This window comes from Pseudomonas sp. BJP69 (assembly GCF_007633355.1).
Taxonomy (GTDB): domain Bacteria; phylum Pseudomonadota; class Gammaproteobacteria; order Pseudomonadales; family Pseudomonadaceae; genus Aquipseudomonas; species Aquipseudomonas juntendi.
On the sequence record NZ_CP041933.1, the window covers coordinates 2,329,494 to 2,353,658 of the forward strand.

Here is a 24,165-nt window from a genome sequence, read left to right on the forward strand (position 1 = left end):
TGTCGCTTGCGCCTCCCTCTTATGCCACCGGCAGGTTCACCGACCTGGGCGGCGGGCGCTGAGCCGTGCCGCTCAGCGTGACAACGGCGTGCCGGCCAGCATCCGCGCCACCAGGTCGCTGAGCTGTGCCAGCTCGAAGGGCTTGTGCAGGACCGCGAAACGACGTGCTGTGGGCAGCTCCGGTTGCTCGCTGGTATAGCCGGTGATGAACACCACCGGCGTGGTTTCCGGCAGACTGTTGCCCAGTGGCTGACCAACCAGCCCTCCAGGCAGGCCGGAATCGGTGATCAACAAGTCCGGCTGCAGGCCGCCCTGCAGTGCGGCCACGGCGTGTTGACCATCGCCGAATGCATGCACGTCGTGGCCTTGCTCCTGCAGAATTTCGCTGATGACCAGACGCATGGTTTCCTGGTTCTCCACCAGCATGATCAGGTTGGCCGTTCTGGCAGGCATGGGCGGTGGGGGTTGGGGCAACGCCGGCGGGACCGCCACCTGGGTGTCGTCCCTGGGCAGGTAGATATCGATGCAGGTTCCTTTACCCGGCACACTGTCGATTTGCAGCTGGCCCCTGGATTGCCGGATGAAGCCGTAGACAATTGACAGCCCCAGCCCAGAACCCTGGCCAAGCGGCTTGGTGGTGAAAAACGGTTCCGATGCTCGCTGCATCACGTTGGCTGGCATGCCGATGCCCGAGTCGCTGACGCTGATCCGTACATAGTCGCCACACGGCAGGTCAAGGCTGAGGGCATGCTCCTGGGTCAGTGTCTGGTTGGCACTGCCAATGCACAGCGTGCCGCCTGAGGGCATGGCATCGCGGGCATTGATGCACAGGTTGAGCAAGGAGCTCTCCAGCTGCGAGAGGTCGACGCGTACCGGCCACGCACCCGGCTGGGTCTGGTCGTTGAAATCAATGCCCGCATGCAGCGAGTTGATGATCAGTTCGCGCATGCCGGCCAGCAGCTGATGCACATCCACCGCCTGGGGCGTCAGTACCTGTTGGCGGGCAAATGCCAATAGCCGCTGTACCACCGCCGCGGCCCGTTGGGCGTCGTGGCGGGCCGCGCCAAGCAACCGCGCGGCTTCGGGGTAGCGCTTTTCATCCTGGCGTTGAATGGCGCTTTCCAGGGCAGCCAGGATGCTGCCCAGGAAATTGTTGAAGTCGTGGGCAATACCCCCGGTCAACTGACCGACCGCTTCCATCTTCTGCGACTGGACCAGGGCAGTTTCAATCTTGCGCAGGCGCTGCTGTTCGTTGATGCGCTCGGTGATGTCGTAGGCGAACAGGTAGCCACCCTGAACCATCAAGCGGTTATCACGCAACGGGTTGTAGCGGATTTCGTAGTGCCGCAGTGCTTCAGGCGGCCCTAGGGCAATGTTGTCGACGAAGGCCTCGCCCGCCACTATGCGCGGCCAGACCGGTGCCAGCTGGCTCATGATATCGGGCTGGCGCGCCAGCAACTGCGGAATGTGGTCGCCGACCTGGGGGACGAACCCGCGCAGGCGCAGGAACGTTTCCTGTGCTGTGCGATTGATGGCCAGCAGCCTGAGGTTGCAGTCGGCAGCAAATACATTGGCCAGGCTGTGGTCGACCAATTCCCCCAGCAGTTTGTTGTTTGCGTCTGCCTGGTCTACACGCTCGGCCAGTTGCTGATTGATTGCCTGCAGCCGGTGCACGCTGACTTGCGCGGTTGGCATACCGGTAAAGATCACGGCTACGCGTTTATCGCTGGCAGGCTCCAGCCGGTGCACCGACAGGCTCAACCAGCGATCGGTCGCGGCCAGCCGTTCTTCGAACTGCAACGCACGGCCGCTGCGCGCCACTTCGGCGAAGCGGGGTAGCCAAGTATCGACTTCGTTCGGGATCAGTTCACGGGCCGTCTGACCCATCTGCTTGGCATGGGCAGTGTGACGAAGGCAGGCCTCATTGCTGAGAATGTAGCGGTAGTCATGGACCTGCCCGTTATCGTCCTCCAGCAGCTCCAGTACACAAAACCCCTCTTCCATGTGCTGGAGCAAAACATCCTGGCAGGCCGCTTTCAGCTGCAGCTCAGCAACCTGGGCCTCCAGTTCGAGCACCTTGTCGTGAAGTGCCTGTGTGCGAGAAGCGGCATCGTCCTGAACCATGCTGAGCTCCCTCGGTAATGGATCGCACTACTATAGTTACCATGATTGCCATTTGCCTTCAAAATGACCGAATGATCCGCCCCAGGGTTTCCATGGCTTGTTCGGCGGCGGCGTTCCAGGGGCTGCCGTAGTTCAGGCGAATGCAGTTGCCGAAACGTCGGGTGGGCGAAAAGATCGGGCCGGGGGCGATGCTGATGCCTTGAGCCAGGGCCATGTGGAACAGTTTGAGTGCGTCCATTTGCTCGGGCAGCTCCAGCCACAGAAAGTAACCCCCGGAGGGCTGGCTGACCCGCGTCTGGGCTGGGAAGTACCGGGCGATAGCGGCGAGCATGTCGGCCTGTTGGCCTTCCAGTGCGTAGCGCAGTTTGCGCAGGTGGCGGTCGTAGCCGCCGTGCTGCAGGTAGTCGGCGATGGCGGCCTGGGCAGGCATCGAGGCACACAGGGACGTCATCAACTTCAGCCGCTCGATTTTCTGCGCGTAACGCCCGGCCGCGACCCAGCCAATGCGGTAGCCAGGGGCCAGGCTCTTGGCGAACGAACCGCAGTGCATCACCAGCCCCTGGGTGTCGAACGCCTTGGCCGGCTTGGGTGCCTGCTGCGCGTAGTACAGCTCGGCGTAAACGTCGTCCTCGATCAGGGGCACCTGGTGCCGTGCCAGCAGTTGTACCAGCGCCTGCTTGTTCGCCTCTGGCATGCTGGCGCCGACCGGGTTCTGGAAGTTGGTCATGCACCACACGGCTTTGACCGGGTGCTTGTCCAGGGTTTGCGCAAGCACCTCCAGGTCCATGCCCTGGCGCGGGTGCACCGGGATTTCCACTGCCTTGAGCTTGAGCCGCTCCAGCACCTGCAGGCAGGCATAGAACGCGGGCGCTTCGATGGCGACCAGGTCGCCCGGCTGGGTGACCGCCTGCAGGCACAGGTTCAACGCCTCCAGGGCGCCGTTGGTGATCAGCAGTTCCTCCATGGGCAGCATCAGCCCGCCAACCATGTAGCGCAGCGCGATCTGGCGACGCAGCTGCGGGTTGCCGGGTGACAGGTCGGTCACCACCATGCGCGGGTCCATGCTGCGGCTGGCGCTGGCCAGCGAGCGTGACAGGCGTTGCAGCGGGAACAGCTCGGGGCTGGGGAAGGCGGAGCCGAACGCCACGGTGTTGGGGTCCTTGATCGAGTCGAGGATGGAGAACACCAGGGCACTGACGTCGACATCGGTGGACTCGCTGGCCGGCTGCAGCGGCTGCGGCTCGCAGAATTGGCGTGGCGCGTGGGCGTTGACGAAGTAGCCCGAGCGTGGCCTGGCGCGGATCAGCCCGCGCCGTTCCAGCAGGTAATAGGCCTGGAACACCGTGGACGGGCTGACCCCGTGGGTCTGGCTGGCGTAGCGCACCGAGGGCACCCGCTGGCCGGGGCCGAGCACCCCGGAGCGGATCAGTTCGGCAATATCGTCGGCGAAGCGTTCGTAGCGTTTCATTCTGGCCTTCTGTCGAAGCCTGGCAGGCAAGGTGGTTGCAGTGTAAGGGATCAGCGGTTCATGGGTGCGACGAAGCGGCTGTGGGCCACGCTGCGTATGGCGGGGTCGTCACGTTCGCTGATGACAAAACTGAGTGTCTGCGAACTGCTGGTCGGCCGCTCGGCGAGCATTGCCACCGACACCGGCAGTTCGCTCATTTCGCCTGCGGGGATGACCAGCGCGGTGTCGCCCTGCAAGGTGAAGCCGTCGGCATCCAGCAGGCGCAGCACGTAGTGTTGGGTGCGCTCGGTCTTGTTGATGACCTTGAGCAGGTAGATGTTCTCGATCTGGCCCTGGGCGTTTTCGCGGAACAGGCCGCGGTCCTTGATCACATCCAGCGACACCATCGGGCGCAGCTGCAAGGCCAGCACCAGCGCTGCCAGCATGACCACCAGCGCAGTGGCATAGCCCAGCAGGCGTGGCCGCAGCCAGTGGGTGGAGCCGCCTTGCAGGCTATGTTCGGACTTGTAGCCAATCAGCCCGCGGGCATAGCCCATTTTGTCCATGACCCCGTCGCAGGCATCGATGCACGCCGCGCAACCGATGCAGGCCATCTGCAAACCGTCGCGGATATCGATACCGGTGGGGCAGACCTGCACACACAGGGTACAGTCGATGCAATCGCCCAAACCTTGGGCGCGAGCATCGCTGCCTTTTCTGCGCGGGCCACGGGCCTCGCCACGGCGTGGGTCGTAGGCAACTGCCAGGGTGTCCTTGTCGAACATCACGCTCTGGAACCGCGCATACGGGCACATGTGCAGGCACACTGCCTCGCGCAGCAGGCCGGCATTGATGTAGGTGGCCGCGGTGAAGAACAGTACCCAGAACAACGCTACGCCGCCCAATTGCAAGGTCAGCAGTTCTGCAGCCAGCGGGCGGATCGGGGTGAAATAGCCGACGAAGGTCAGCCCTGTGGCCACACCAATGGCCAGCCACAGGCAGTGCTTGGCCGTGCGCCGGGCCAGTTTGTTCAGGCCCCAGGGGGCGGCGGCCAGCCTGATGCGCTTATTGCGGTCGCCCTCGGTGACTTTTTCGCACCACATGAACAGCCACGTCCAGGTACTTTGCGGGCAGCTGTAGCCACACCACACCCGGCCGGCGTAAACGGTCGCGGCGAACAGGCCGAAGGCACAGATGATCAGCAGCGCCGACAGCAGAATGAAATCCTGGGGCCAGAAGGTCGCGCCAAAGATGTGGAACTTGCTGTTGGCCAGGTCCCACAGCACGGCCTGGCGGCCGTTCCAGTCGAGCCAGGCGGTGCCGAAGAACAGCAAGATAAGCGCGCCAGCGAAACCCACGCGCAGGTTACGGTACAGCCCGGTGAAGCTGCGGGTGTAAATGCCGCTGTCGGTGCGGCGCGTTTTGACGCTGGTTGCGGGGGTGTCGATCTCTGTGCAAAGAATTCTGTCAGTCATGGGCAGGTGCTCATCAGGCCTCGATCAGGCATGAGCACTATGGCGCCGAAACTGTTAGCAGCACAGGTTCAGATTTTGCGCCAAAAACCATATCAGATACCGCGCAGGCGTCGCCGGCCCCTAGATGACCGAGCCTGGAGCGCTGGCCTTGAGGTGCCTGCGGCTATCCACCGCACCTGCTACCGTCAAGGCGTCGGCCTCGGCTTCGGTGATGGGCACGCGTTTGTCGTCGTGCAGCGCCACCGACATGCGCAACTGTTCGTCGGTAATGATTTCGATATCCGGGCCAGCACACTCGATACGCAGGTTTTCACCCGTCAAGGTGCAACGGCGGGTGGCTTCATCGATTTCAACGGGCATGGTCAGGCCTCCTGGGTGGGTTACAGGGTGGACCGCGAGGGGGGCCGGGTCGTTGCATCAACGGGCTGAGTGGCACTTTGCACGGCGGCTGGCGGTCAGTGTCTATACACAGCAGGCCCGGCTGCTTACAGACACACCCTGCGCACTGCCGGGCAGGTAGCACAATGCTCAGCATGGGAACCAGGCAATGGAGCTGATCTGGCAGGTAATACAGGCAGAGTTCGCCGATGTGACCGACGCGAGTGAGGTCACGCGCATTCTTTTACGGCTGTTGATGGCAGCGGTGCTTGGTGCAGTACTGGGGTTCGAGCGCGAACACAGGGGCAAGTCGGCGGGCGTACGCACGCACATGCTGGTGTCGCTGGGGGCCGCGCTGTTCGTGCTGGCACCGAGCATGGCCGGGGCCGATGCACAAGCCCTGAGCCGGGTGATACAAGGTATCGTCGCCGGTATCGGCTTTCTGGGTGCGGGCACCATCCTCAAAGGCAACGGCAAGGACACCAGCCATGTGAAGGGGCTGACCACGGCCGCAGGTTTGTGGATGACCGCTGCCATTGGTACGGCCGCTGGCATGGGCCGCGAAGCCACAGCGCTGATCAGCACGGTGCTGGCCCTGCTGGTGCTGGCCACGATGCCGGTGCTGGTGGACAAGTTCGAGGGGGAAAACGAGGATAAACAGAAGGAGGAAGAGGGCAGGAAGCACTGAGGGGAGCCGAAGCTCCCCTCAAAGCGTTGTTGCCTGCTCTTTTTTTATTATTGGGACTGGCCTGTTGTTGTTTTTGTCGGCGTGTCCGGGTGTTGCGGGCGACCCCCATGCGGGGTCAAGAGCAAACGTATTTTTTTGAGCGCTGACCTGCTTTCATCATTGCTGATCCGAACCTGGCTGCTGCTACCTCGAGGTAGTTTTGTTATTTTGTGCCAGACCGCGGGGCGGGCCCCTGAAAAGACTGCCTACTCCAAAAAAATCTGCTTGCTGCGCCTCTGCCGTGTTGTTCTTGTTATGTCAGAGCCGTTATCTGTTGTTTTTATTGGGTGTCGCATTTTTTTTGTTGTTGTACGAAAGATATAGCAGGCAGCGTGCCAACTTTTGAATATCGTTTAAAATCAAGCAGTTAGCGGATTTTGAAAAAAATGCAGGGCCCGAATTTTTGTCGATTTGTTTCCCTGTTACCCGATTTTTCGCTGTGGAATGGGGGGCGGTAACACTCACCCACACCTCTGTGACACCTTCATGACCTACTGCGCCATGCGCGCCCGCGCCACCCGTGAACCGTTGCTGCGGCCCAGTACCTGGCTGATGCGCTGCCCAGCGGCAATCAGCCGGTCCAGGTCGATGCCGGTTTCGATGCCCAGCCCCTGCAACAGGTAAAGCACATCCTCGCTGGCGATATTGCCGGTGGCGCCCTTGGCATACGGGCAACCGCCCAGGCCGGCGACCGAGCTGTCGAACACATTGATGCCTTCGAGCAGGCTGGCGTAGACATTGGCCAGGGCCTGGCCATACGTGTCATGGAAGTGCCCGGCCAGTTGCTCGCGTGGCACCTGCGCCGACACCACCTCGAACAGGCGCCGGGTGTCGCCGGCGGTGCCAGTGCCGATGGTGTCGCCCAGCGATACCTCGTAGCAGCCCATGTCGCGCAGCTCGCGGGCAATCGGTGCCACCTGCTCGGCGCTGACCTTGCCCTCGTAGGGGCAGCCCAGCACGCACGACACATAGCCACGCACCCGCACACCGTGGCTGCGGGCAGCTGCCATGATCGGTTCGAAGCGCTTGAGGCTGTCGCTGACCGAGCAGTTGATGTTGCGCTGCGAGAACGCTTCGGTGGCCGCGGCGAACACCGCCACTTCCTTTACCCCCGCGGCCAATGCGTCTTCAAAACCGCGCAGGTTCGGTGCCAGCGCTGCATAGGTAACGCCTGGGCGCTGCTGGATACCGGCAAACACCTCGGCCGAGCCGGCCATCTGCGGGACCCACTTGGGCGACACGAAACTGCCCACTTCAATGTAGGCCAGGCCCGCTTCGGTGAGGTCGTCTACCAGGCGCACCTTGGCGCTGACGCTGATGGGTTGGGCTTCGTTCTGCAGGCCGTCGCGGGGGCCGACTTCGACCAGGCGCACGTGGTTGGGCAGGGACATGGTGGTTTTCCTGTGACGTTCAGCGGTTGTCTGTGTTGTTGAGGGTGGCGGCCAGTGCTTGCTCGCAGCGTTCCTGGGCCGTGTCCAGCTCCAGTTGCATCTGGTGAATGTCGAGCAGTTGCTGCTCCAGCTGCGCGCGGCGTTCGGCGATTTTCGCCAGCATGCTGTTGAGCTGTTTGAGGTTGCCGCTGGTGGGGTCGTACAGCTCGATCAGCTCGCGGCACTCGGCCAGGGAAAAGCCGATACGCTTGCCACGCAATATGAGCTTCAGGCTGACCTTGTCGCGCGCCGAATAGATACGTTCCAGGCCCCGGCGCTCTGGGCTCAACAGGCCCTGTTCCTCGTAGAAGCGGATGGCGCGGGTGGTGATGTCCAGTTCGCGGGACAGGTCGGAGATGCTGTAGGTCTGCGTGCTCATGCTGGGGCTCGGGCGGAAGTATCCGGGTATCCTGAGGCCAGCTTGACGTAAACGTCAAGCAAGCGCGAGCGTGGGCATGGCCTGCGGACCTGGGGCCAGGCAGGCCGATCATTCAGGCTGCACTGCCCGTCGATACGCATTGGGCGTTTGCCCACTCAGGCGCTTGAACCAGCGGGCAAAGTAGGTGGGGTCGCTGAACCCCAGGCTGTCGGACAACTGGCCGATGCTCATGCGTGTGTAAACCAGGCTGCGCCGCGCCTCGAGCAACAGGCGCTGGTGCACCACTTGCAACGCCGTCTGCCCGCTCAGCGCCCGGCACAGCTGGTTCAACTGCAGGCTCTGCACATTCAGCCGTGCGGCGAATGCCTCTATCGACAAGTGCTCGCGGTAGTGCGCTTCGACCAGGCGCAAATACTGCCCCAGCAACTGGCGGTCGCGTTCATCACGCGTGCGCGGGGCCTGCCCAAGTTGCTGACGGCGGCTGATCCACACCATCAGGGCGGTCACCAACGCCTCCAGCATGGCGGCCCGCGATGGGGCGTTGCCCTGGTATTCCTGCTGCAAGGTCTCGATCAGGCTGCGCAGGTGCGCGCGATCCCGGCCCAGCGGGTAGCTTACCGGCTTGGACAACACCGCCAGCGGTGCGCCCAGGCGCTGCTCAAGGTTGGCCACCAGCGCGGCGCCAAAAGTGAGCACGTGGCCCTGGATGTCGGCACTGAAGCGAAAGCCATGCACGGTCAGGGGTGGCACCACCTGGATCGCGGCTTCGCTTAGGGCAGTGCGGGTGCCCTCGATTTCCACCTGGGCCTGTCCGCGTTGCACGTACAGCAATTGAAACAGCTCGGCATGTTGGTGGGGCTTGATCTCCCAGTGGTGCAGGCGGCTGCGTGCGGGGATCGGCTCACAGTGCAGCAGGTCGGTACCAGGCCAGGCCTGGTTTTCCCCATACAACTTGAACAGCGGAACGCCGGGGAGGGTGGATTTCATCAGCTTTGGCCTGTCCGTTAATCGAACGTTTTTTGTAAAAGTGCAGGTTTTGCATGGAATAGCACAGCTCAGTTGCGGGTTTTGCCCGTAAAAATGCAAAGGCAAACCCTAACAGCAGATGCCGCGCCACCGCCAGTGCAGGGCCGGTATCGTTCCAACAGAGACAACAACAATGAAAACTCAGGTTGCAATCATTGGCGCGGGCCCGTCGGGCCTGCTGCTGGGTCAACTGCTGCATAACGCCGGTATCGACACGGTGATCGTCGAGCGCCAGACCGCCGAGTACGTGCTGGGCCGCATCCGCGCCGGGGTGCTGGAGCAGGGCACGGTCGACCTGCTGCGCGAGGCCGGTGTGGCCGAACGTATGGACCGCGAAGGCCTGGTGCACGAAGGTGTCGAGCTGCTGGTTGGCGGGCGCCGCCAGCGCCTGGATCTCAAGGCCCTGACCGGCGGCAAGACGGTGATGGTCTATGGCCAGACCGAAGTTACCCGTGACCTGATGCAGGCCCGTGAAGCCAGCGGGGCCCCCATCTTCTATTCGGCCAGCAATGTTCAGCCGCATGAGCTCAAGGGCGAGAAGCCCTACCTGACCTTTGAAAAAGACGGTCAGGTCCAGCGCCTGGATTGCGATTACATTGCTGGGTGTGACGGCTTCCATGGGGTTTCCCGGCAGAGCATTCCCGAGGGTGTGCTCAAACAATACGAACGGGTATACCCCTTCGGCTGGCTGGGCCTGCTGGCGGATACACCGCCGGTCAACCATGAACTGATCTATGCCCACCACGCCCGCGGTTTCGCGCTGTGTAGCCAACGTTCGCAAACCCGCAGTCGCTACTACCTGCAAGTGCCGCTGCAAGACCGTGTCGAGGAGTGGCCCGACGAGCGCTTCTGGGCCGAACTGAAAGCGCGTTTGCCTGCCGAGGTGGCAGCGGACCTGGTCACAGGCCCGGCCCTGGAGAAGAGCATCGCGCCGCTGCGCAGCCTGGTGGTGGAACCGATGCAGTATGGCCACCTGTTCCTGGTCGGCGATGCCGCGCATATCGTGCCGCCCACCGGGGCCAAGGGGTTGAACCTGGCAGCCTCGGACGTCAACTACCTGTACCGGATTCTGCTCAAGGTGTACCGCGAGGGGCGTACCGAGCTGTTGCAGCAGTATTCGCCCCTGGCCCTGCGCCGGGTATGGAAGGGCGAGCGTTTCAGCTGGTTCATGACCCAACTGCTGCACGACTTCGGCAGCCACAAGGACGCCTGGGACCAGAAGATGCAAGAGGCTGATCGCGAGTACTTCCTGACCTCGCCGGCAGGTTTGCTGAACATTGCCGAAAACTATGTGGGCCTGCCGTTCGAAGAGGTGGTTTGAGGCTGCCGCCTCCCGCTGACGAGGCCGGGAGCCAGGAAAATCGCGCAAAAGCTTGAACTCGGGTTTAGCCATGAACCACAGTGGCGGGCTGAATGGGTGAAGCAGGAAGCACGCGATGACATTTTCCAAGCCACTGCTCGTGGCCCTGTGGCTGCTGGCTGCCAGCGGGGCGACGAAGGCCGACCAGGCGCTGCCAGTTGCACCGGAACTGGCTTCCGGGTACCGCACCGGCCTGCAGCCGGTGCACGCCAGCCGGCACATGGTGGCCGCTGCCAACCCGCTGGCCAGCGAAGCGGGGCGGGCGATACTGCGGGCCGGTGGCAGCGCCATCGACGCTGCCATCGCCATGCAAATGGTGCTGACCCTGGTCGAGCCGCAGTCCAGTGGCATTGGCGGTGGGGCTTTCATCCTGTATTGGGATGGCGAGCGCGTGCAGGCATTCGACGGCCGCGAGGCAGCCCCGGCGGGGGTCACGGAACAACTGTTCCTGCAGGCCGATGGTGAGCCGATGCCGTTCCGCCAGGCGCAGATCGGTGGCCGCTCGGTGGGGGTGCCGGGTGTGCTGCGGGCGTTGCAGGTGGCCCACCAGCGCTATGGCAAGCTGCCCTGGCGCGACCTGTTTGCGCCGGCCATCGCGTTGGCCCGCAGCGGCTTTGCGGTTTCCCCGCGCTTGCACACGTTGATAGCCGGTGACCCGTTCATTGCCCAGTCACCGGCCATGGCGCGTTATTTTCTGGATGAACAGGGCAGGCCCTTGCCAGTGGGGGCTACCCTGCGCAACCCGGCGCTTGCCCAAACCCTGGAGCTGATCGCTGCGCACGGCGCCGATGTGTTCTATAGCGGTGAGATTGCCCAGGCCATCGTGACCCAGGTGCGCAGCCATGCCAATCCCGGTTACCTGTCGCTGCAGGACTTGCAGCTGTACCAGGCCAGGGAGCGCGAGCCGGTATGCGGCCCCTACAAGGCCTGGCAAATTTGCGGCGTGCCGCCGCCGTCTTCCGGCGGGGTAACGGTGTTGCAGACCCTGGGCATCCTTGAAGCCGCTCAACGGGCCGTGCCTGCGCATGACCTGGCTGGGTTGCGGCCGCAGCCCACTTCATCCCCAGCGGGTATTGAAGCAGCGCCAATGGCCGTGCACCTGGTCGCTGAGGCCGAGCGCCTGGCCTATGCCGACCGCGCCCAGTACCTGGCAGACAGCGATTATGTGCCCGTGCCGGTCAAGGCCCTCACCCACCCGGCCTACCTGGCCAGCCGCGCCGCCTTGATCGGGGCACACAGCATGAGGCGTGCGCGCCCAGGCCAGCCGCCTGGTGTCGACCTGGCCCTGGCACCAGACCGCTCGCCCCTGCGCATTTCTACCTCGCACCTGAGCGCAGTAGATGACAGCGGTCATGCCCTGGCCATGACCACCTCGGTCGAGGCCGCGTTCGGCGCGCACGTGATGGTCAGGGGCTTCCTGCTCAACAACACCCTGACCGACTTTTCGTTCATCGCGCAGGAGCGTGGCCGGCCTGTGGCCAACCGGGTACAACCTGGCAAGCGGCCGCTGTCGGCCATGGCGCCGACCCTGGTATTTTCCCGCGCTAGCGGGGAGCTGGTGGCCAGCCTGGGTTCGCCGGGGGGCTCACAGATCATCGGTTACGTGAACAAGGCACTGCTCGGACTGCTGGATTGGCAACTGGACCCGCAGCAGGCTGCCGGCCTGCCCAATTTCGGCAGCCGCAATGCCGGCACGGAAGTGGAGGCAGGGCTGGCCAGCCCGGCACTGGTCCGCCAGTTGGCGGCCTGGGGCCACGAGGTCACGCCGATGACCATGACCAGCGGCATGCAGATCATCCAGCGCACGGCTGACGGCTGGGCCGGAGGGGCCGATCCGCGGCGCGAAGGGGTCGCCCTCGGCGACTGATCGGGGCGTTGCAGGGCCTGGGATTGCGTGATAGAAGTCTGTCTTGTCATTCATTAGTTGAATACCAAGATGTCCAATAGCGCGAAATCGAATAGGGCCCTGTTCGACCTTGACCTGTTGCGCGCCACGGTGGTGGTGGCCGACTGCGGCAGTTTCACCACCGCGGCCGCGCGCCTGCATTCCACCCAGTCGACCATCAGCCAGAAGGTTCGCCGCCTGGAGGACATGGTTGGCCACCGGTTACTGGTACGCGGCAACCGCGACGTGCTGCCAACCGACGCCGGGCAGACCCTGCTGGGCTATGCCCGGCATATGCTGGCGCTGAACGACCAGATGCTCGAAGCCTTGGCCGGGGCCATGGTCGGCACCACCGTGCGCCTGGGTGTGCCGGAAGACTTCGTCGGCGGGCGGACCACCAATGCGCTGGCGGCGTTCAGCCGCCTTCACCCGCAGGTAAAGCTGGAGGTGACCAGCGGCCTGTGCCGCGACCTCAGCCAGGCCTACGACAACGGTGAGCTCGACCTGGTGCTGCTCAAGCAGCGGCGCAACACCCGCGAGGGCGTGGCATGCTGGCCAGAGCGCCTGCAGTGGATCGACAGTGCCCGCGCGCCGGCGTTCGAGCTGGACCCGATTCCGCTTGTGACCTTTCCGCCACGCGGCCTGTACCGCGAAGACATGATCAATGCCATCGAGGGCATGGGCCGGCGCTGGCGTATCAGCTTCACCAGTTCCAGCCTCAGTGGCATCCAGGCGGCCGTGGCCGATGGCATGGGCGTCAGTTTGCTCCCGCCGCGCGCGGCGACAGGCGAGCACCGGGTGCTGGGCGAGGGGCAGGGGCTGCCGGAGATCGATAGCTATGAAATCGTCATTGTGCACCGGCCGACCGCTGACATCATGGTCAAGGCCTTGGCCGAGGTGATGACTCAATTGCTGGCCGGGGGTGGCATCTAGCCCAACGAGAAAAGTGTTTCAGGCTGTGGCGCGATGGAATGTCTGGCAGGGCCGTGCAGTCCCACCGTTAACGTGGGCAGTACGCCCAGCAACCCAAGCCATGGAGACGCACTATGAAAACAGCTGCATTTGTCGCTTTACTGGCCAGCGCCGGGTTGGCCCAGGCGGCCGAAACGGTCGAACTCAAGCTGGCCGGCCCCGACGGCCCTGGCAAGTCCATTGGCACTATCAGCATCGAGCAGAACAAATATGGCACGTTGCTAACCCCCGACCTGAAGGACCTGCCGCCAGGTGTGCACGGCTTCCACCTCCACCAGAACGCCTCGTGCGCACCGGCGCAAGAAGGCGGCAAGCCTGTGCCAGCGGGTGCTGCGGGCGGGCACTGGGACCCGGATTCCAGCAACGCCCACAAAGGCCCCTATGATGACAGTGGTCATCGTGGCGACTTGCCGGCGCTGTATGTGGGGGCCGATGGCAAGGCCACCTATCCGGTCCTCGCGCCGCGGCTGAAGGCCACCGATTTCAAAGGCCATGCACTGATGGTGCACGCCGGCGGTGACAACCACAGCGACCACCCCGAGAAGCTGGGTGGCGGTGGAGCCCGGGTGGCCTGCGGGGTCGTGCAGTAAACGCTTGCCCGTGCGCCTGAAACAAGGCCGCCCCTGCAGGTTCACGCAAACCTGCGGGGGCGGCCTTGTGTCGGGAGGGCGCCATGCGCCCCGGTGCCTCAGCGCTTGGGGTTCAGCGTCAGGTGCACGTGACGGTTCACGTCCTTGTACAGCAGGTAGCTGAACTTGCCTGGGCCACCTGCGTAGCAGGCTTGCGGGCAGAAGGCGCGCAGCCACATGAAGTCGCCGGCTTCCACTTCGACCCAGTCCTGGTTCAGGCGGTACACCGCCTTGCCTTCCAGCACGTACAGGCCATGCTCCATCACGTGGGTTTCCGCGAACGGGATCACGCCGCCGGGCTGGAAGGTGACGATGTTCACATGCATGTCGTGACGCATGTCGGCCATGTCGACGAAGCGGGTAGTGACCCAGCGGCCTTCGGTGCCCGGCATTTCAATGACGGTGGCGTTGTCACGGTGGGTCACGAACGACTCAGGTGCGTCCAGGCCCTCGACTTTCTGGTAGTGCTTGCGCAGCCAGTGGAAGGTGACATTGGCTTTGCTGTTGTTGCGCAGGCTCCACTCGGCGCCTGGCGCCAGGAACGCGTAGCCGCCTGGCACCAGGGTGTGGTGCTTGCCTTCGACGGTGATGTCCAGTTCGCCTTCGACGATGAACACCACGGCCTCGGCATCAGGGTCCAGCTCAGGGCGTTCACTGCCGCCTTCCGGGGCCACTTCGACGATGTACTGCGAGAAAGTCTCGGCAAAACCGGTCAGTGGGCGGGCGATGACCCACATGCGCATCTTGTCCCAGAATGGCAAGTGGCTGGTGACGATGTCACGCATCACGCCTTTGGGGATGACGGCGTAGGCTTCGGTGAACATGGCACGGTCAGTCAGCAGCTCGGTTTGAGCCGGGTGCCCACCGTGGGGGGCGAAGTACGAATGGTTCGACATGGACAATCTCGACTTGTTGTTCTCTCCCCGTGCCGTGAACCGCACCGGCCGGTGCGGCGCAGGGGATGTGGCGACAGAATAGGGTCGAGCGCGCGCCATGCACAAATTAAATGTTGGAATACCCAGGATTCGATCGCTGAATGCGCGTTCGCTCGCAGGGGCTGCTGAGCAGATAATTCCGACATATTTTTCACATTCCCTTGTTAGGATCCCCCGGCATTTCCAAGGAGCCCCCCCCTTATGCCGTCTATCCTGCGCAAGCGCAGCACCCGAATCGTCTTCACCGCCACCACTGGCCTGCTCGTGGCCACATTGGGCTTTTTCGCCTGGCAAAGCTTCTATCCGGTGCAGGCCGCGGCAGGTTGGAAAGTCGGTGTGCTGCACAGTGACGTGACCAAGGCCGCGTCACTGCTGCCGCAAGCCGATGGCAGCCTGCTGGTCAGCCGCGAGCTGGACGACGGCCGCGGCAGCATCCTCAAGATCGCCGCCGACGGCGCCCGGGTGGTAGTCATTGATAACCTGTCCAAACCCGACGGCATGGTCGCGGCCCAGGGCGGTTGGGTATTCAGCCAGGAGGGCGGTGCCGCGCCCGTCAGCCTGGCCCGCGATGGCGAGGTCACGCCGTTGTTCAATGGCGACAGCGTGCAAGGGCTGTGGAACGACGGCAAGCACCTGTATGCCATCGAAGACCGCAAAGGTAACGGCCGCCTCATGCGCTACGACTGGCAGAGCGGGCAACTGGACGTGCTGCGTTCCGGCCTGACAGAAACCGAAGGGCTGACACGCTGTCGGGGCGACCTGTTGTTCACCGAAAAAGCCAAGGGCATCGTGCGCGCCCTGTCCGCCGATGGCAACGACCCGGTGGTGGTCGACGGTTTGCGCAACCCCACGTTCCTGTACTGTGACCAGCGTGGCCTGTGGATCAGCGAGGACAACACGCACCGCGCCCGGCTGCTGCGCATCGCTGCCGACGGCAGCCAGCACACGGTGCTGACGTTTCTCAAGGCGCCCCAGGCCATCATCGCCGACGGCAAGGGCGGTTACCTGCTGGCCGAGGGCGGACGCGACCGTGTCTTGCACCTGACGCCGCCAGCAGAGCCGGTCACGGCCCAGCGCTAGCCGCAACAGCGAGCTTCCCTGCACGGCCGTGCTCACGGATAATCCCCCACATTCCAATAAACAGCCTGTGAGTGGGTATGAGTGATTCCGTAGTCGGCCTTGGCCAGCCTGAAACCGAAGGGGGGCGCAGAACGCGCAAGAACAACCCCGAGAAAACCCGCGAGGATATCCTCCAGGCCGCCATCCACGAATTCGTTCAGCAAGGGCTGGCCGGGGCTCGCGTAGACGCCATCGCTGAACGCACGGCTACGTCCAAGCGCATGATCTACTACTACTTCGGCAGCAAGGAGCAGTTGTATTGCGAGTGCCTGGTCAAGCTATACGGCGATATTCGCAAGACCGAGCAAAGCCTGGACCTGGAGTCGCTGCCGGCCGACCAGGCGATCCGCAGGCTGGTGGAGTTCACCTTCGACCACCACGACCGCAATGTCGACTTCGTGCGGATCATCTGCACCGAAAACATCCACTACGGCGAATACGTCAAGCAGTCCCCGGCTATTCGCGAAATGAGCAGCCTGGTGCTCGAAGCCTTGGGCAACACGCTGCGCCGCGGGGTAGAAGAAGGGGTGTTCCGCAGCGGTATCGAGGTGATCGACCTGCACATGCTGATGAGCTCGTTCTGTTTTTACCGGGTGTCCAACCGGCATACCTTTGGCGAGATCTTCCAGATAGACCTGTCGGATGACCAGGTCAAGCTGCGGCACAAGGCGATGATCTGTGATGCGGTGCTGCGCTACATTCAGGTTGGGCAGCGCCCCTGACGCTGCGCCAGCCTGCTCAGTCGCCCAACCGCTGCTCACGCGAGGGCGGGTAGCCAAAATACGCCGCATAGCATTTGCTGAAATGTGACACCGAAACAAAGCCGCAAGCCACCGCCACTTCCATCACCGACAGGTCGGAATACTGCAGCAGCCTGCGGCTTTTGGTAATGCGCAGCTCCATGTAGTAACGCCGCGGCGATGTGCCCAGCTGGGCCTGGAACAACCGGTCGATCTGCCGCCGTGAACGCCCGCTGTAGGCGGCCAGCTGGTCGAGGCTGAGGGTTTCTTCGAGGTTGTTCTCCATCAGTTCGACAATGGTACGCAGGTGCAGGCTCATGGACTTCTTGGCCCCCGGCCCGACCTGGCGGTAACGGGCGCCTGAGAACGACAGAATTTCTTCCACGCCTTCGGCCAGGCCGTCACCATACAAGCGCCGCACCAGCCCCAGCATCAGTTCCATGGCGCCGTTCGGGCTGGCGGCACTGAGCCGGTCACGGTCGAGGGTGAAGCTGGCCGGAGTAATGCGGGTTTGCGGGCTGCGCTCGGACAAACTGGCACGCTGCTCGGGGTGAACGCTGCAGCCATAGTCATCCAGCACCCCGGCGCGCCCCAGGAACCAGGCGCCGTTCCACAAGCCACCCAAGGCCATGCCATGGGCCGCGCAATCACTCAGCAAGCGGTCGAGTACCGGGTATTTCAGCGGCGTACGCAAGCCCCCGCAGATGACCAGCAGGTCTGGTGACTGCAACGCCTGGGGGGACAATTCGGTGGCCACCAGTTCCAGCCCAAGGTCGCTGAGCACGCGGTCGCCGTCCAGCGACAGCGGGGTGAAACTGAAGCTGTCGGTACGCAGCAGGTTGGCCGTGACCAGCACGTCCATGGCCACGGTGAAACTGGCCATGGAGAAGTGTTCGAGCAGCACGAAATCGACTTGATAAGGGGCCTGGGCGTCGGCGCTGCTGGCCTTGAGCCGCAGCATGTTGCTGGTACTGGTCTTCTTGCTGAACTGGCGTGGCGTGGGCACTCTGAACTCCGCTTGCTGGCTGGCTCGCAGAGTGTGGCCGGTGGCTGGAGGAAAGACAATCTCCCCGGTGGCGGTGTCGTATTACAGGTCGTGTTCAGGCAACCTGTATGGCTGCAGACTTTCCCACTATGCTTTGCCATAGGCGCTTGCATGAAACGCCTGGCCCTTGAGGAACCTATCGATGAAATACGCCGCTGCCTTGTTGCTCAGCTTGTTGCCATTGCTGGCCACGGCCATGGAGCCGGGCGAACCGCTCGCGCCCTTCACGTTGCTTGACCAGCATGACAAGGCCTACACCCTGAGCGCGGACACCCAGGTACTACTGGTGGCGCGCGACATGGACGGCGCCAAGTTGGTCAAGGCTGCACTGGCCGACGCGCCCAAAGACTACCTGGAAGCACGCAAGGCCGTATTCGTCGCCGACATCCAGCGCATGCCTGCGTTGGTCAGCAAGCTGTTCGCCATCCCGGCCATGCGCGGTTACAGCTATAGGGTGCTGCTCGACCGGGAAGGGCGGGTAGCCAGCCGGTACCCCGGGCAGCCAGGGCAGGTGCAGTGGTTGCAGTTGCAAGAAGGCAGATTGGTGAGCCAGCAGGCGTTCACCGATGCCGCGGCATTGAAGGCGGCGCTGGAGCGTGCGCCGCAGCAGTGAGGTGCGTTACCTGCAGGAGTGGTCAAAACAATCTGAACCCTCAGCGTCAATAACAACCCAAGCCATTACACGGCAAAGAGAGAGCGCTTATGGAAGTCGGAACGATCTGGATCATTGTCGCAGCCTTGGTCATCCTCATGGAAATCTGGGCCATCTGGAACATCATCGGCAGTGAGCGGCGCGCCGAACGCAAGATGTTGTGGGTGGTGTTCGTCGTCTACGCGCCAATCCCCGGCTTGTTGTTCTGGGCCTGGCGCGGCCCGCGCGCCGTCAAAGGCCGGTCCGTACTCGAAGAAAAATGACAGGCACGGGTATCAGGCGCTCGCGCGCCTGATACCGTCAGCGGTCACTTTCCAGCGGTCACTTCTCAGCGGTCATTTGGGCAGCACGTTGAAGCGAATGGCGGGGCCGAGGCCGTTCACCATCAGGCAGCCGTAGAACTTCACGGTGGACAGCACGCCCAGCGCCTTCAACGCATCGTGTATGAATGCGTGGAATACGCGCTCGGCATCCTTCTGGCGGTCGGCAAGCGTCGCGGCCTCGAGCGTGACCACCCCAAGCAAGGTGGTCTCGATGTGCTGGACGGTTTCCAGGCCGGTTTTCTCGCGAAGGTACGTACGTGCCTTCGCCGCATCTGCCTCATCCCCTTCGACGGTGTAAGCCAACTGAAAATCGAATTTGCTCATGGTTTTGTCCTTGGTTGCGCTAAAGCGTCCGTGCCGTGCCGTGCACCTTACCGGCATGCGCAAGTTGTGAAAACGAACGAGGTGTTCAACAATCTCATCTGTTTGTAGGAAACGACCTACTTGACCTCGAGTCCCACACCATGAGCACTGGCACCACCTCGCTTGCCGGGCATAAGGCTCGTGCCTGGCTCTGGCCAGCGCTGTTCAGCCTGGTGGCATTTGCCGCCAACTCGGTGTTCTGCCGCCTGGCCCTCAAGAACGGGGCGATCGACCCGGCCTCGTTCACCGTGGTGCGCCTGGCCAGCGGTGCAGTATTCCTGTTGTTGCTGATTCGCTTGCGCAGACCGGCGCAGCGCATGGGTGGCACCTGGCGAGCAGGCCTGGCCTTGTGCCTGTATGCCTTCCTGTTTTCAGCGGCCTACCTGCAACTGAGCGCCGGGGCGGGCGCCTTGCTGCTCTTCGGTGCCGTGCAGATCACGATGTTCGGCTTTGCCTGGTGCAAAGGCGAACGCATCAGCGCACGGGGCCTGCTGGGTATGCTGATCGCCTTCGCCGGCTTGCTGGTGCTGTTGTTGCCAGGCGCTTCGGCGCCACCGTTCAGCAGTGCCTTGCTGATGGTTATTTCCGGCATCGCCTGGGGGGCGTACACCTTGCTCGGCAGAGGGTCGCCCAGGCCGCTGGCCGACACGGCCGGCAACTTTGCCCGCAGCCTGCCCTGGCTGGTGGTGCTGGCACCGCTGCTGTGGCTGGGGGCCGGGCCACACCTTAGCGCCGGTGGCTTGCTGTTCGCCCTGGGCTCCGGTGTGCTGGCTTCCGGAGCCGGTTATGCCGTGTGGTATGGCGTGGTGCGGCAGGTCAGTGCGCAACAGGCGGCGACCCTGCAGCTGAGTGTGCCGGTGCTGGCGGGGTTGGGCGGGGTTGCGCTGATCGGTGAGCCGTTATCGCTGCGTTTGTTGCTCGCCAGTGTGGTAGTGCTGGGCGGTATTGCGCTGGCGCTGGCGCCGCGCCGCCAGGCCCTGCAGGCAAAGCCTAGAAAAAGCTGCGCTGGGCCTTGAGGGTGACCACGCTGTCGCAATAGGTGTTCATGCCTGAGTAGGCGTCACAGCTGGTGCCACTGAGGCTCGAGTTGCTGTAGATCAGGTTCAGGTCGATGCCTAGCCAAGGGCGCGACAGTTCCAGCGACCAGTCGGAAAAGGCATTCACCTGGCTGCCATCGCCGATGGTGAAGGGTGTGCCCAGGCGGTGATGGGCGAGTTTGACGGTGAGGTCGACATCGAACAAGGGCAGTTGGCCAAAATCGGCGAACAGCGTACCGGTGCGGTTGTCGGGGTTGTCGCGCAGTGCGCCGCCGAACCGGCTGCCAAGTACCGAAACTCCCCCATACAGGGCTACGCTCTCGGCGCCGGCGATGTTTGGCTGGCTGTAGTGGATCAACCCCACTTCATAGCCCAAGGTGCTGTCGAAGTGGTGCTTGTAGCCCATGTAGCTGTCCAGGCGCAGGGTCGAGTTGGCCGTCACCCCCATGCTCGGGGCATATTGGCCGACGTACAGCCCACTGGGGTGGCTGAAATCCATGCCGCCATGAAACGCGCCGACCGCCGTGGGTGAAATCAACCCTTGGGCCATGCTGCGGGAAGGGGTGGTGCCGAGTGTAAAGTCGAAATCGCCCAGTTGGCGCTTCATCTGCTGGGCCAGCAGAGGGGGGCTGAACAGCAGGGCAATGCTCAGCAACAGCAGGGGCCTGAACATGGTCACCGTCCTGGAGGGCTTACGGTAGAGCGTTCAAGGATACCTGCCCGAGCGGCCGCTGAAAACCATGTAGCGGCGGGTTCAGCCTTTGGTCGAACGGTCGGCATCGGCTGCCTCGGTCACCACCGGCAGGTTGCCGGCACGCTGGATCACCCGGCGTTGCTGCTCATAGTCGTCCAGCGACAGACCGCGGCGCTGCAAGGCCTCCAGCTGTAACTGGCGGGTTTCGTCGGCGCTGTACGGGCGCAGTTCAGGGTGGCTGGCACAGCCGCTGCTGATGGCGAGGGTAAGCAGGGCAAACGTGGCAGTCAGCAAGCGGGCCAGGGTGTTCATCAGGTAGCTCCAGGGGCCAAGGGTGTAGGTGGCGAGGCGATGGAGCTAGGTTATGTGGTTGTCGCGTCTGGTAGAAATTGCCCCTCTCGATAGTGACTATTGATGCACGGCGCCCTGGCCATTGACGCGCAGAAGCTCAAACCTTGCAGGCTGCCGCCTGGTGGCTCGATCCATGAAAAACGGGGCATGCCAGCGATGGCATGCCCCGTTTTTATACCGCAAAAGCGTTTCAGGCGACTTTGACGATCCAGCCAGCCGGTGCTTCCACATCACCGCTCTGGATGCCGGTCAGCTCGTTGTAGAGCTTCTGCGTGACCGGGCCGACCTTCTCCAGGTCGTGGAACACGTGCAGCTTGCCGTTGTACTCGATGCCACCAATCGGGGTGATCACCGCAGCAGTACCGCAGGCGCCGGCTTCGACAAAGCGGTCCAGCTTGCTGATTTCCACGTCACCTTCGACCACGGTCAGGCCCAGGCGCGATTGCGCCAGCTCCATCAGCGACAGGCGGGTGATGCCTGGCAGCACCGAGGCCGATTTAGGCGTGACGAACTCATTGTTGGCGGTAATGCCGAAGAAGTTGGCCGAGCCGACTTCTTCAATCTTGGTGTGGGTCAGCGGGTCGAGGTAGATGGCGTCGGCGAAGTTGGCTTTCTTCGCTTCGGCACCTGGCTGCAGGCTGGCAGCGTAGTTGCCACCGACCTTGGCGGCACCGGTGCCCTGCGGTGCTGCACGGTCGAAGCTGGAGATCTGGAAGTTGTGCGGCTTCATGCCGCCCTTGAAGTACGAGCCAACCGGAATGGCGAAAACCGAGAAGATGAACTCGGGGGCGGTGCGCACGCCAATGTTGTCGCCGGTGCCGATCACGAACGGGCGCAGGTACAGGGCGCCTTTACCATGCGGTGGCACGAACTTTTCGTTGGCCTTGACCACTTGCTTGCACGCCTCGATGAACACATCGGTCGGCACCTGCGGCATCAGCAGGCGGGCGCAGCTGCGCTGCATGCGGGCGGCATTCTGGTCCGGGCGGAACAGGTTGATGGAGCCATCCTTGCAGCGGTAGGCCTTCAGGCCCTCGAAACATTGCTGGCCATAGTGCAGCGCGGTGGAGCCTTCACTGATGTGCAGCACGTTGTCTTCGGTCAGGGTGCCCTTGTCCCACTCGCCATTGCGCCATACGGACAGGTAGCGTTTGTCGGTCTTGATGTAGTCGAAACCCAGCTTGTCCCAATTAATGCTTTCGTTGCTCATGACACCCTCATTGTCTTGCTAATGCCCGATCGCTCGGGCTGCTGTTATATGCGCACCATGCCACCTTAATACATCCGTGGCGGATCGGGAACGGCCGGTCAAGAATTGACAGGCTGCGATGCATTATTTGCGGGTGCTGCAGGCGCAGGGACGGCATCGAGGCTGCAAGGTGATTGTCACAATATTGTCAGCGCCTGTGAGATCGAGCGCCGCCCGCGCGGCGCATCGCGAGCTGCGCTCGCTCCTACGTTTGTTTCGGGCCAGTGAGGCCTGTGAGAGGCGCGCGCGACCGCCTGGTTCATACGACGCGATATTGAGGCATGCGCCAAAGGGTTCGCGCGCAAATCCCCCAGGCATAATTGGCCCGAAACGAACGTAGGAGCGAGCGCAGCTCGCGATGCGCCGCGCGGGCGGCGCTCGATCTCACAGGCGCTAAAAGAATCGAGGCGAGCCAACGGTTGACCACCCGCCAACCACTGCGTAGCCTTGCCACTTCGAGGTTCTTCGGCCAGGCCGAAGCTAAGACGGGAACGCGGTACAAGCCGCGGCTGCCCCCGCAACTGTAAGCACCGACAACGGATCGACACAGCCACTGCGCCAACGCGCGGGAAGGCGTCATCCCGCCAGACTGCTGCCGCGGCAGGCAACTGGAACGGTGCAAGCCAGGAGACCTGCCTCGTCACGTTTTCGACTTTCAACCGGGCGGGGTGATCCGGTGGCGAACAAGCCCGGCCGGCCTGGCCGGTGGCTGTCGTCCTGCATGCCCGCGCCATACTGCCAAGGGCACTGCGACATGAAAACACTGGCCAAGCTCCCCGTTACCATCGTTACCGGCTTTCTCGGCTCGGGCAAGACCACGTTGCTGCGCCACATGCTCGACAACGCCCAGGGCCGCCGCATCGCGGTCATCGTCAACGAGTTCGGCGAACTGGGCATCGATGGCGAAATCCTCAAGCAATGCAGCATCGGTTGTACTGAAGAAGAGGCCACCGGCCGTGTTTACGAGCTGGCCAACGGCTGCTTGTGCTGCACCGTGCAGGAAGAATTCTTCCCGGTGATGCGCGAGCTGGTGGCACGCCGTGGCGACCTGGACCACATCCTGATCGAGACCAGCGGCCTGGCCCTGCCCAAACCGTTGGTGCAGGCCTTCCAGTGGCCGGAGATCCGCAACGCCTGCACCGTCGACGCCGTGATCACCGTGGTCGACAGCCCGGCGGTGGCTGCCGGCACCTTTGCCGCCTACCCGGACCAGGTCGATGCGCAGCGCAAGCTGGACCCCAACCTGGACCACGAGTCGCCCCTGCACGAGCTGTTCGCCGACCAGCTCGCCAGCGCTGACCTGGTGGTATTGAACAAGGCTGACTTGATCGACGCCGAAGGCCTGGCCAAGGTGCGTGCCGAAGTCGCCGAAGAACTGCCGCCGGCGGTGAAAGTGGTCGAAGCCAGCAGCGGCAAGCTGCCACTGGAAGTGCTGCTGGGCGTGGGCGCCGAGTCCGAGGCGCACATCGATGGCCGCCGTACCCACCACGACTCGCACCACGACGGCGACGACCATGACGATCATGACCACGACGCCTTCGACTCCATCTCCATCGACCTGCCGGAAGCCGACGAAAGCCTGCTGCTCGATGCCCTGAGCCAGCTGGTGGTGGAGTTCGGCATCCTGCGTGCCAAAGGCTTCGCTGCCATCCCGGGCAAGCCGATGCGCCTGCTGGTGCAAGGCGTGGGTACCCGTTTCGACAAGCACTTCGATCGTGCCTGGCGTGCCGACGAGCCGCGCATCACCCGCCTGGTGCTGATCGGCCAGGACCTTGATGCGGCCCAGCTGGAAGCGCGCCTGCGCCAGGCCTTGGGCGCCTGACCC

General features: G+C 63.3%; 24 protein-coding genes and 1 riboswitch. Of the genes, 11 read left to right on the forward strand and 13 right to left on the reverse strand.

Going from position 1 to position 24,165, the window contains the following annotated elements:
• Window positions 1-72: 72 nt before the first annotated feature.
• From FPB55_RS10740 to FPB55_RS10755, 4 genes are all read right to left on the reverse strand, one after another.
• Window positions 73-2,124, reverse strand: a complete 2,052-nt coding sequence (locus FPB55_RS10740) for a PAS domain-containing sensor histidine kinase (protein WP_115294022.1) — start codon at window positions 2,122-2,124, stop codon at window positions 73-75.
• A gap of 58 nt (window positions 2,125-2,182) precedes the next feature.
• The gene (mapR, locus tag FPB55_RS10745; RefSeq protein ID WP_009686675.1) at window positions 2,183-3,592 is read right to left on the reverse strand and encodes a GntR family transcriptional regulator MpaR; all 1,410 of its coding nucleotides are present in this window, start codon (window positions 3,590-3,592) and stop codon (window positions 2,183-2,185) included.
• Window positions 3,593-3,642: 50 nt separating this feature from the next.
• Window positions 3,643-5,046 (reverse strand): cytochrome c oxidase accessory protein CcoG, encoded by a 1,404-nt coding sequence (gene ccoG / locus FPB55_RS10750; RefSeq protein WP_144188134.1) that lies wholly within the window; start codon window positions 5,044-5,046, stop codon window positions 3,643-3,645.
• 120 nt (window positions 5,047-5,166) lie between these two features.
• Entirely contained in the window at window positions 5,167-5,406 is a 240-nt protein-coding gene (locus FPB55_RS10755; RefSeq protein WP_009686677.1) for a DUF3203 family protein, read from the reverse strand.
• Between the two features lie 187 nt (window positions 5,407-5,593).
• Here FPB55_RS10755 and FPB55_RS10760 point away from each other — a divergent pair, with 187 nt between their 5' ends.
• Window positions 5,594-6,112 (forward strand): MgtC/SapB family protein, encoded by a 519-nt coding sequence (locus FPB55_RS10760; protein WP_009686678.1) that lies wholly within the window; start codon window positions 5,594-5,596, stop codon window positions 6,110-6,112.
• Between the two features lie 530 nt (window positions 6,113-6,642).
• On the opposite strand, the gene FPB55_RS10765 is transcribed toward FPB55_RS10760, so the two are convergent.
• The 3 genes from FPB55_RS10765 to FPB55_RS10775 form a co-directional block, all read right to left on the reverse strand.
• Entirely contained in the window at window positions 6,643-7,542 is a 900-nt protein-coding gene (locus FPB55_RS10765; RefSeq protein ID WP_029886492.1) for a hydroxymethylglutaryl-CoA lyase, read from the reverse strand.
• A 19-nt stretch (window positions 7,543-7,561) separates the two neighbouring features.
• Complete coding sequence (locus FPB55_RS10770; RefSeq protein WP_009686680.1) at window positions 7,562-7,960, reverse strand: MerR family DNA-binding transcriptional regulator; 399 nt, start codon at window positions 7,958-7,960, stop codon at window positions 7,562-7,564.
• 108 nt (window positions 7,961-8,068) lie between these two features.
• Window positions 8,069-8,947, reverse strand: coding sequence for a helix-turn-helix domain-containing protein (locus FPB55_RS10775; protein ID WP_029886491.1), 879 nt, complete (start codon window positions 8,945-8,947; stop codon window positions 8,069-8,071).
• Between the two features lie 172 nt (window positions 8,948-9,119).
• Here FPB55_RS10775 and pobA point away from each other — a divergent pair, with 172 nt between their 5' ends.
• The 4 genes from pobA (at window position 9,120) to sodC (ending at window position 13,793) form a co-directional block, all read left to right on the forward strand.
• Window positions 9,120-10,307, forward strand: a complete 1,188-nt coding sequence (gene pobA, locus FPB55_RS10780; RefSeq protein WP_054912693.1) for a 4-hydroxybenzoate 3-monooxygenase — start codon at window positions 9,120-9,122, stop codon at window positions 10,305-10,307.
• Between the two features lie 115 nt (window positions 10,308-10,422).
• The gene (gene ggt / locus FPB55_RS10785) at window positions 10,423-12,213 is read left to right on the forward strand and encodes a gamma-glutamyltransferase (protein WP_144188136.1); all 1,791 of its coding nucleotides are present in this window, start codon (window positions 10,423-10,425) and stop codon (window positions 12,211-12,213) included.
• A gap of 69 nt (window positions 12,214-12,282) precedes the next feature.
• Complete coding sequence (locus tag FPB55_RS10790) at window positions 12,283-13,164, forward strand: LysR substrate-binding domain-containing protein (protein ID WP_009686685.1); 882 nt, start codon at window positions 12,283-12,285, stop codon at window positions 13,162-13,164.
• A 113-nt stretch (window positions 13,165-13,277) separates the two neighbouring features.
• The gene (gene sodC / locus FPB55_RS10795; protein ID WP_009686686.1) at window positions 13,278-13,793 is read left to right on the forward strand and encodes a superoxide dismutase family protein; all 516 of its coding nucleotides are present in this window, start codon (window positions 13,278-13,280) and stop codon (window positions 13,791-13,793) included.
• Window positions 13,794-13,891: 98 nt separating this feature from the next.
• Here sodC and FPB55_RS10800 read toward each other — a convergent pair whose 3' ends face one another.
• Window positions 13,892-14,728, reverse strand: a complete 837-nt coding sequence (locus FPB55_RS10800) for a bifunctional allantoicase/(S)-ureidoglycine aminohydrolase (protein ID WP_029886486.1) — start codon at window positions 14,726-14,728, stop codon at window positions 13,892-13,894.
• 240 nt (window positions 14,729-14,968) lie between these two features.
• Here FPB55_RS10800 and FPB55_RS10810 point away from each other — a divergent pair, with 240 nt between their 5' ends.
• On the forward strand, window positions 14,969-15,847 hold the full coding sequence (locus FPB55_RS10810) for a hypothetical protein (protein WP_144188138.1): 879 nt from the start codon (window positions 14,969-14,971) through the stop codon (window positions 15,845-15,847).
• 77 nt (window positions 15,848-15,924) lie between these two features.
• Entirely contained in the window at window positions 15,925-16,608 is a 684-nt protein-coding gene (locus FPB55_RS10815) for a TetR/AcrR family transcriptional regulator (protein ID WP_029886484.1), read from the forward strand.
• 16 nt (window positions 16,609-16,624) lie between these two features.
• On the opposite strand, the gene FPB55_RS10820 is transcribed toward FPB55_RS10815, so the two are convergent.
• Window positions 16,625-17,632 carry a GlxA family transcriptional regulator gene (locus tag FPB55_RS10820; protein ID WP_009686690.1) on the reverse strand — a complete coding sequence of 336 codons (1,008 nt, stop codon included), beginning with the start codon at window positions 17,630-17,632 and terminating at the stop codon, window positions 16,625-16,627.
• A 181-nt stretch (window positions 17,633-17,813) separates the two neighbouring features.
• Here FPB55_RS10820 and FPB55_RS10825 point away from each other — a divergent pair, with 181 nt between their 5' ends.
• Complete coding sequence (locus FPB55_RS10825) at window positions 17,814-18,284, forward strand: hypothetical protein (RefSeq protein WP_009686691.1); 471 nt, start codon at window positions 17,814-17,816, stop codon at window positions 18,282-18,284.
• 89 nt (window positions 18,285-18,373) lie between these two features.
• Window positions 18,374-18,586, forward strand: a complete 213-nt coding sequence (locus FPB55_RS10830; RefSeq protein ID WP_009686692.1) for a PLDc N-terminal domain-containing protein — start codon at window positions 18,374-18,376, stop codon at window positions 18,584-18,586.
• A 72-nt stretch (window positions 18,587-18,658) separates the two neighbouring features.
• On the opposite strand, the gene FPB55_RS10835 is transcribed toward FPB55_RS10830, so the two are convergent.
• Window positions 18,659-18,970 (reverse strand): hypothetical protein, encoded by a 312-nt coding sequence (locus tag FPB55_RS10835; protein WP_009686693.1) that lies wholly within the window; start codon window positions 18,968-18,970, stop codon window positions 18,659-18,661.
• 140 nt (window positions 18,971-19,110) lie between these two features.
• Between FPB55_RS10835 and FPB55_RS10840 the strand changes: the two genes are divergently transcribed.
• Window positions 19,111-20,025, forward strand: a complete 915-nt coding sequence (locus FPB55_RS10840; RefSeq protein ID WP_009686694.1) for a DMT family transporter — start codon at window positions 19,111-19,113, stop codon at window positions 20,023-20,025.
• Here the strand turns inward: FPB55_RS10840 and FPB55_RS10845 are convergent.
• The 3 genes from FPB55_RS10845 to FPB55_RS10855 all read right to left on the reverse strand — a co-directional run bounded on the left by FPB55_RS10845 (window position 20,000) and on the right by FPB55_RS10855 (window position 22,301).
• Window positions 20,000-20,719: a TorF family putative porin gene (locus FPB55_RS10845; protein WP_009686695.1), complete on the reverse strand. Its 720-nt coding sequence runs from the start codon at window positions 20,717-20,719 to the stop codon at window positions 20,000-20,002. The two genes, FPB55_RS10840 and FPB55_RS10845, sit on opposite strands and share 26 nt — an antisense overlap.
• A gap of 81 nt (window positions 20,720-20,800) precedes the next feature.
• Window positions 20,801-21,052 carry a hypothetical protein gene (locus FPB55_RS10850; protein WP_009686696.1) on the reverse strand — a complete coding sequence of 84 codons (252 nt, stop codon included), beginning with the start codon at window positions 21,050-21,052 and terminating at the stop codon, window positions 20,801-20,803.
• A 229-nt stretch (window positions 21,053-21,281) separates the two neighbouring features.
• A complete protein-coding gene (locus FPB55_RS10855) occupies window positions 21,282-22,301 on the reverse strand; it encodes a branched-chain amino acid aminotransferase (protein WP_009686697.1) in 1,020 nt (339 codons plus the stop codon).
• 480 nt (window positions 22,302-22,781) lie between these two features.
• A riboswitch (cobalamin riboswitch) is annotated at window positions 22,782-22,995 on the forward strand.
• A gap of 99 nt (window positions 22,996-23,094) precedes the next feature.
• On the opposite strand from FPB55_RS10855, the gene cobW reads away from it, so the two are divergent.
• Window positions 23,095-24,162: a cobalamin biosynthesis protein CobW gene (gene cobW / locus FPB55_RS10860; protein ID WP_009686698.1), complete on the forward strand. Its 1,068-nt coding sequence runs from the start codon at window positions 23,095-23,097 to the stop codon at window positions 24,160-24,162.
• The last annotated feature ends 3 nt before the right edge of the window (window positions 24,163-24,165 follow it).

Coding starts and splice junctions, on each gene's coding strand:
- FPB55_RS10765 (WP_029886492.1), bottom strand. CDS start 7,542: ATGTCCCTGCCCAACCACGTGCGCCTGGTCGAAGTCGGCCCCCGCGAC.
- FPB55_RS10770 (WP_009686680.1), bottom strand. CDS start 7,960: ATGAGCACGCAGACCTACAGCATCTCCGACCTGTCCCGCGAACTGGAC.
- FPB55_RS10775 (WP_029886491.1), bottom strand. CDS start 8,947: ATGAAATCCACCCTCCCCGGCGTTCCGCTGTTCAAGTTGTATGGGGAA.
- ccoG (WP_144188134.1), bottom strand. CDS start 5,046: ATGACTGACAGAATTCTTTGCACAGAGATCGACACCCCCGCAACCAGC.
- FPB55_RS10800 (WP_029886486.1), bottom strand. CDS start 14,728: ATGTCGAACCATTCGTACTTCGCCCCCCACGGTGGGCACCCGGCTCAA.
- FPB55_RS10825 (WP_009686691.1), top strand. CDS start 17,814: ATGAAATACGCCGCTGCCTTGTTGCTCAGCTTGTTGCCATTGCTGGCC.
- ggt (WP_144188136.1), top strand. CDS start 10,423: ATGACATTTTCCAAGCCACTGCTCGTGGCCCTGTGGCTGCTGGCTGCC.
- FPB55_RS10790 (WP_009686685.1), top strand. CDS start 12,283: ATGTCCAATAGCGCGAAATCGAATAGGGCCCTGTTCGACCTTGACCTG.
- mapR (WP_009686675.1), bottom strand. CDS start 3,592: ATGAAACGCTACGAACGCTTCGCCGACGATATTGCCGAACTGATCCGC.
- FPB55_RS10855 (WP_009686697.1), bottom strand. CDS start 22,301: ATGAGCAACGAAAGCATTAATTGGGACAAGCTGGGTTTCGACTACATC.
- FPB55_RS10840 (WP_009686694.1), top strand. CDS start 19,111: ATGAGCACTGGCACCACCTCGCTTGCCGGGCATAAGGCTCGTGCCTGG.
- FPB55_RS10755 (WP_009686677.1), bottom strand. CDS start 5,406: ATGCCCGTTGAAATCGATGAAGCCACCCGCCGTTGCACCTTGACGGGT.
- FPB55_RS10815 (WP_029886484.1), top strand. CDS start 15,925: ATGAGTGATTCCGTAGTCGGCCTTGGCCAGCCTGAAACCGAAGGGGGG.
- FPB55_RS10760 (WP_009686678.1), top strand. CDS start 5,594: ATGGAGCTGATCTGGCAGGTAATACAGGCAGAGTTCGCCGATGTGACC.
- FPB55_RS10850 (WP_009686696.1), bottom strand. CDS start 21,052: ATGAACACCCTGGCCCGCTTGCTGACTGCCACGTTTGCCCTGCTTACC.
- FPB55_RS10835 (WP_009686693.1), bottom strand. CDS start 18,970: ATGAGCAAATTCGATTTTCAGTTGGCTTACACCGTCGAAGGGGATGAG.
- cobW (WP_009686698.1), top strand. CDS start 23,095: ATGAAAACACTGGCCAAGCTCCCCGTTACCATCGTTACCGGCTTTCTC.
- FPB55_RS10845 (WP_009686695.1), bottom strand. CDS start 20,719: ATGTTCAGGCCCCTGCTGTTGCTGAGCATTGCCCTGCTGTTCAGCCCC.
- FPB55_RS10810 (WP_144188138.1), top strand. CDS start 14,969: ATGCCGTCTATCCTGCGCAAGCGCAGCACCCGAATCGTCTTCACCGCC.
- FPB55_RS10740 (WP_115294022.1), bottom strand. CDS start 2,124: ATGGTTCAGGACGATGCCGCTTCTCGCACACAGGCACTTCACGACAAG.
- FPB55_RS10830 (WP_009686692.1), top strand. CDS start 18,374: ATGGAAGTCGGAACGATCTGGATCATTGTCGCAGCCTTGGTCATCCTC.
- pobA (WP_054912693.1), top strand. CDS start 9,120: ATGAAAACTCAGGTTGCAATCATTGGCGCGGGCCCGTCGGGCCTGCTG.
- sodC (WP_009686686.1), top strand. CDS start 13,278: ATGAAAACAGCTGCATTTGTCGCTTTACTGGCCAGCGCCGGGTTGGCC.